At 47.4% G+C, this 249-nt stretch carries 1 protein-coding gene; it reads left to right on the top strand.

All coding sequences use genetic code 11. From position 1 onward, the window contains the following. Window positions 1-249: hypothetical protein (locus CAN34_RS14350; RefSeq protein ID WP_217320644.1), on the top strand; the 249-nt coding region annotated here is incomplete at both ends.

Genomic DNA, 249 nt, shown 5'->3' with positions numbered 1-249 from the left:
AACTGATGCTGTGAACGTCAGTCAGCTTAGCGGTTCTGCCGCAGCTTCTAAAACAGAAGTAGAAGCTGGTACTAACGTTGCTGTCACAAACAACCCTGGCGTTAATGGTCAGAACGTTTATACGATTGACGCTGATGGTACTACTGCTTCAGCTGGTTCAGCTGCAGTGACAGTAACGCCAGGCACTAAAGGTGCTGACAACCTAACTGACTACGCAGTTGATCTAAGCCAAGCTAGTAAAGACAGCTT

The organism is Psychrobacter sp. DAB_AL32B (assembly GCF_002224105.1).
GTDB lineage: Bacteria > Pseudomonadota > Gammaproteobacteria > Pseudomonadales > Moraxellaceae > Psychrobacter.
This window is presented reverse-complemented; position numbering and strand designations above follow the sequence as displayed.